Origin of the sequence: Alistipes sp. CHKCI003 (assembly GCF_900021155.1) — a bacterium.
Classification (GTDB): domain Bacteria; phylum Bacteroidota; class Bacteroidia; order Bacteroidales; family Rikenellaceae; genus Alistipes; species Alistipes excrementavium.
The window spans coordinates 1-4,585 of record NZ_FCNT01000011.1 but is presented as its reverse complement, the minus strand read 5'-3'; the positions used below and the strand labels follow the sequence as shown (position 1 = coordinate 4,585).

Below are 4,585 nucleotides of genomic sequence, written 5' to 3'. Positions count from 1 at the left end.
AGCCGGAACGAGCCGCTCCGCACACCGCCGCAAAACACCTCCCGCACGCCGCCGAACCCGCTGATAACGAGCGCCGGCTCCGAATATGTTTCTAAAATGTTGAAAACTTCCGGACGCAGTGCGACCTGCTATCGAAAAAATCGCTACTTTTGTTTCCGGACACGGTTCCCGCGCTTCGCCGAGGCGGAGCGGGGATTAAAAGGGAATCCTGTGCAAATCAGGAACTATCCCCGTAGCTGTAAGTTTCAACGAAAGCCGCGCACTCTCTTGTGCCACTGTCGCCCTCAGACGGGAAGGCGTGCCGGCCGAAACGAGTCAGAAGACCTGCCGCAGTCCGCGCATTCGGAGCTTTCGGGTCGAAAAGCAGAAGAACGGAAACCGGCGGGTCCCGTGCACCCCGGTCCTTTCTCCCCTCATCCCACACCCGGATTCCCCCGAGCAGAGACAGCCGACGATTAAAACACGATACGTTATGAATGGAACAGATTTATTCATCACCAAACGCGACGGCAAACGCGAGCCGTTCTCGATCGACAAAATCCGCAACGCCGTGGCCAAAGCCTTCCTCTCGGTGGGCAGCTTCGCCACGCAGGAGATGATGACGGGCATCCTGAGCCGCATCCGCGTCGCCGACGGGATGACCGTCGAGGAGATTCAGAATCAGGTCGAAACGGCGCTCATGGCCGAGAAGTACTACCGAGTGGCCAAATCCTTCATGCTCTACCGCCAGCGCCACCTCGAAGACCGCGAAGTGCGCGACAAGCTGCGGTTCCTGCTGGACTACTGCGAAGCGAAAAACCCTGCGACGGGCTCGAAATTCGACGCCAACGCCAACGTCGAGAACAAGAACATCGCCACCCTGATCGGCGAGCTGCCCAAGCAGAACTTCATCCGCCTGAACCGGCGCCTGCTGACCGACCGCCTGAAGGAGATGTACGGCAAGGAGCTCGCGGACCGCTATCTGGAGCTGCTCAACAACCACTTCATCTACAAGAACGACGAGACGTCGCTGGCCAACTACTGCGCCTCGATCACGATGTATCCGTGGCTGCTGGGCGGCACGAAGTCCATCGGCGGCAACTCGACGGCCCCGACCAACCTCAAGTCGTTCTGCGGCGGCTTCGTCAACATGGTCTTCATCGTCTCGTCGATGCTCTCGGGCGCCTGCGCCACGCCCGAATTTCTGATGTACCTCAACTATTTCATCGAACAGGAGTACGGCGAGGACTACTACCTGCGACCCGACGACACCGCCGACCTTTCGAAACGCCGCCGCACGATCGACAAGGTCATCACCGACTGTTTCGAGCAGATCGTCTACTCGATCAACCAGCCCACGGGCGCACGCAACTTCCAAGCCGTCTTCTGGAACATCGCCTACTACGACCGCCCCTACTTCGAGAGTCTCTTCGGCGAGTTCCGTTTTCCGGACGGTTCGCGCCCTCACTGGGAGTCGCTGAGCTGGCTCCAGAAACGCTTCATGCGCTGGTTCAACGCCGAGCGCACGAAGACCGTGCTGACCTTCCCCGTCGAGACGATGGCGCTGCTGACCCGCGACGGCGATGCGATCGACCGCGAGTGGGCCGATTTCACGGCCGAGATGTACGCCGCCGGGCACTCGTTCTTCACCTACATGAGCGACAACGCCGACTCGCTCTCGTCGTGCTGCCGTCTGCGCAACGAAATTCAGGACAACGGATTCAGCTATACGCTCGGTGCGGGCGGCGTCTCCACCGGCTCGAAGAGCGTGCTCACGATCAACCTCAACCGCTGCATCCAGCACGCCCGGCGCGCGCACATCCCCTATCTGCAATTCCTCGAAGAGGTTACGGAACTCGTGCACAAGGTGCAGCTCGCCTACAACGAGAATCTGAAAACGCTCTGCGCGAAAGGCATGCTCCCGCTCTTCGACGCGGGCTACATCAACATGAGCCGCCAGTACCTCACCATCGGGGTGAACGGTCTGGTCGAGGCGGCCGAATACCTCGGCATGCGCATCGACGACAACCCCGAGTACCAGCACTTCGTGGAGGAGATTCTGGGGCTCGTCGAACGCTGCAACAAGAAGTACCGCACCGGAGAGGTCATGTTCAACTGCGAGATGATCCCCGCCGAGAACGTGGGCGTCAAGCACGCCAAATGGGACCGCGAAGCGGGCTACGACGTGCCGCGCGACTGCTACAACAGCTACTTCTATGCCGTCGAAGACGCATCGCTCAACATCCTCGACAAGTTCCGCCTCCACGGCAAGCGCTACATCGCCCACCTCACGGGCGGCTCGGCGCTGCACATGAACCTCGAAGAGCACCTCTCGCAGGCCCAGTACCGCCAGCTGTTGCGCGTGGCCGCACAGGAGGGATGCAACTACTTCACGTTCAACATCCCCAACACCGTTTGCAACGACTGCGGGCACATCGACAAACGCTACCTGCGCGAATGCCCCGTCTGTCGCAGCCGCAACACCGACTACCTGACGCGCGTGATCGGCTACATGAAACGCATATCCAACTTCTCGCTGGCCCGCCAGCAGGAGGCCGCACGCCGCCACTACGGCTCCGCCGCCGAAGCACCCGCCGCGGACACCGCCGCAGGCTCGCCGTGCGCGCAACCCTCCGGCAGCGGCCCGGCAGCCGGAGCGGCAGGACCGAGCAACGCCCCCACCGACGCATTCCGCACCGGCCCGGCGGCTGCACCGGCCGAACGCACCGCTGCCGGGCGGACAGCCGCCACCCGCCCGGAACCGGCGGCCGGAAACGCTCCGTCCGCACCATGCACCGACGCGCTGGCGCACGACGCCGAACTCCGCACAGTCCGGACCGCGGCGCCCGCTTCCCCGAATGTTCCGACCCGCTGACCGCCGAACGCAATGCTGCGCTACACCGACTACGACATCGTGTTCCAAGAGATTCCGGACGAAGTAACGCTCGCCGTGAACCTCTCGGGCTGCCCCAACCGTTGCCCGGGCTGCCACAGTCCCCAGCTGCAACGAGAGATCGGCGCACCGCTCACGGCCGAAGCGCTCGAAGGGATACTCGCCCGCTACGGGAGTTCGATCACCTGCGTCTGCATGATGGGCGGCGACGGGGACCCCGAAGCGGTCTCCGCGCTGGCCGAATACCTGCGCCGGAGCCGTCCCGACCTGCGGATCGCATGGTATTCGGGCCGTACGGAGCCGCCCGCCGGATTCCGCGCCGAGCGGTTCGACTACCTGAAGCTCGGCCCTTACGTCGAAGCGCTGGGCGGACTGCGTTCGCCCGAGACGAACCAGCGGCTCTGGCGGCTCCGCCCCGACGGCTCGCGCACCGACCTCACCCACCGCTTCCGGCAGGAGCGGAAGTGAGCCCCGACCGACGGCGAACGGGCCGGGTGCGGGAGCGGGCGGCCGCATCCCGTTTCCGGCCCCGTTTTCCGCACACGCACATCCGGCGGCCGGCAAATATTCCGGCACGCGCATGCCCCGGCCAATGCCGCCGCCCCTGCACCCGGCCGCCCACAGGACGGGCGCCGCGCGTCTTCCGCACCGAACCGACCCTTACGACGAGGCGAAAGATGATTCCGCACCCAGATGCACTATTTTTTCGCACCTCCTCCAAAAATAGCGGTCGGCGGATTGCGGATTGCGAATAAATGCGTATCTTTGCACGCTATATTTAACTAATTAAACTTTTACGAAATGCCGAAAATGAAAACAAATGCCGCTGCGAAGAAGCGTTTCACCTTCACCGGCACAGGAAAGATCAAGCGTCAGCACGCTTATCACAGCCACATCCTGACTAAGAAAACCAAGAAACAGAAGCGCAATCTCTGCTACTCGGGGATCGTTTCGTCGGCCGACGAGGCCAAAATCAAGAGCCTGCTGGTAAAATAGGACGGTTTCCGGATACGCCGCACGCAAAACCGCGGGTTCGCCCGCGCTTCGCCGAAGCGAACGAAAACCGACCGCCCAAACGGGCCCTCTCCGAAGGGCCGGCCACGCAAGCCGAATTTTATTAACCGGAGCGAATCTGCCCCGAAGAATGCGGGAGAACCGCATCGCAGACAGCTCTCAAAAACTTTATCGCTATGCCACGTTCAGTAAACGCTGTTGCGTCTCGCGCAAGAAGAAAAAAGGTTTTGAAACTTGCCAAAGGCAACTTTGGTTCAAGGGGAAATGTATGGACCGTCGCCAAAAACACGGTCGAAAAGGGTCTGACGTATGCCTATGCACACCGCCAGCTCAAGAAGAGGACGTTCCGCAGCCTGTGGATCACGCGCATCAACGCCGCCGTCCGCATGCAGGGAATGACCTACTCGGAATTCATCGGGAAACTCAACGCCAAAGGCATCGGGCTGAACCGCAAGGTTCTGGCCGATCTGGCAATGAACGAACCCAAAGCATTCGAAGCTATCGTAAAAGCAGTTAAATAAGCTCCTTCGCGGGAGTTTGCGGTCGGGGCTGCCTCTCGCGGGCGGTCCCGATTTTTTTCGGGCGCACCGCAATTCCGGCGCGCTCGCCGTCATCGGACGGGACAGGGTGTTCCGGAGCTCGTTTTCGGGACGGTTCGCCGCTTCGCAGCCTCCCCCCCCCTCCGGGTGCATAGGACCG

At 61.8% G+C, this 4,585-nt stretch carries 3 protein-coding genes, 1 pseudogene and 1 riboswitch; all 4 genes and pseudogenes read left to right on the top strand.

Going from position 1 to position 4,585, the window contains the following annotated elements; genetic code table 11:
* Nucleotides 1-145 precede the first annotated feature (145 nt).
* A riboswitch (cobalamin riboswitch) is annotated at nucleotides 146-346 on the top strand.
* A 126-nt stretch (nucleotides 347-472) separates the two neighbouring features.
* A pseudogene (gene nrdD, locus BN3659_RS01200) lies at nucleotides 473-2,551 on the top strand (anaerobic ribonucleoside-triphosphate reductase); the annotation flags it as partial.
* A 315-nt stretch (nucleotides 2,552-2,866) separates the two neighbouring features.
* Entirely contained in the window at nucleotides 2,867-3,340 is a 474-nt protein-coding gene (nrdG, locus tag BN3659_RS01195; protein WP_091533914.1) for an anaerobic ribonucleoside-triphosphate reductase activating protein, read from the top strand.
* A 333-nt stretch (nucleotides 3,341-3,673) separates the two neighbouring features.
* Nucleotides 3,674-3,868: a 50S ribosomal protein L35 gene (gene rpmI, locus BN3659_RS01190; RefSeq protein WP_091533913.1), complete on the top strand. Its 195-nt coding sequence runs from the start codon at nucleotides 3,674-3,676 to the stop codon at nucleotides 3,866-3,868.
* 194 nt (nucleotides 3,869-4,062) lie between these two features.
* Nucleotides 4,063-4,407, top strand: coding sequence for a 50S ribosomal protein L20 (rplT, locus tag BN3659_RS01185; protein ID WP_091533910.1), 345 nt, complete (start codon nucleotides 4,063-4,065; stop codon nucleotides 4,405-4,407).
* Nucleotides 4,408-4,585: the final 178 nt, after the last annotated feature.

What these genes read in the sequence shown, in the direction of transcription:
- rpmI (WP_091533913.1), top strand. Translation starts at nt 3,674, where the DNA reads ATGCCGAAAATGAAAACAAATGCCGCTGCGAAGAAGCGTTTCACCTTC.
- rplT (WP_091533910.1), top strand. Translation starts at nt 4,063, where the DNA reads ATGCCACGTTCAGTAAACGCTGTTGCGTCTCGCGCAAGAAGAAAAAAG.
- nrdG (WP_091533914.1), top strand. Translation starts at nt 2,867, where the DNA reads ATGCTGCGCTACACCGACTACGACATCGTGTTCCAAGAGATTCCGGAC.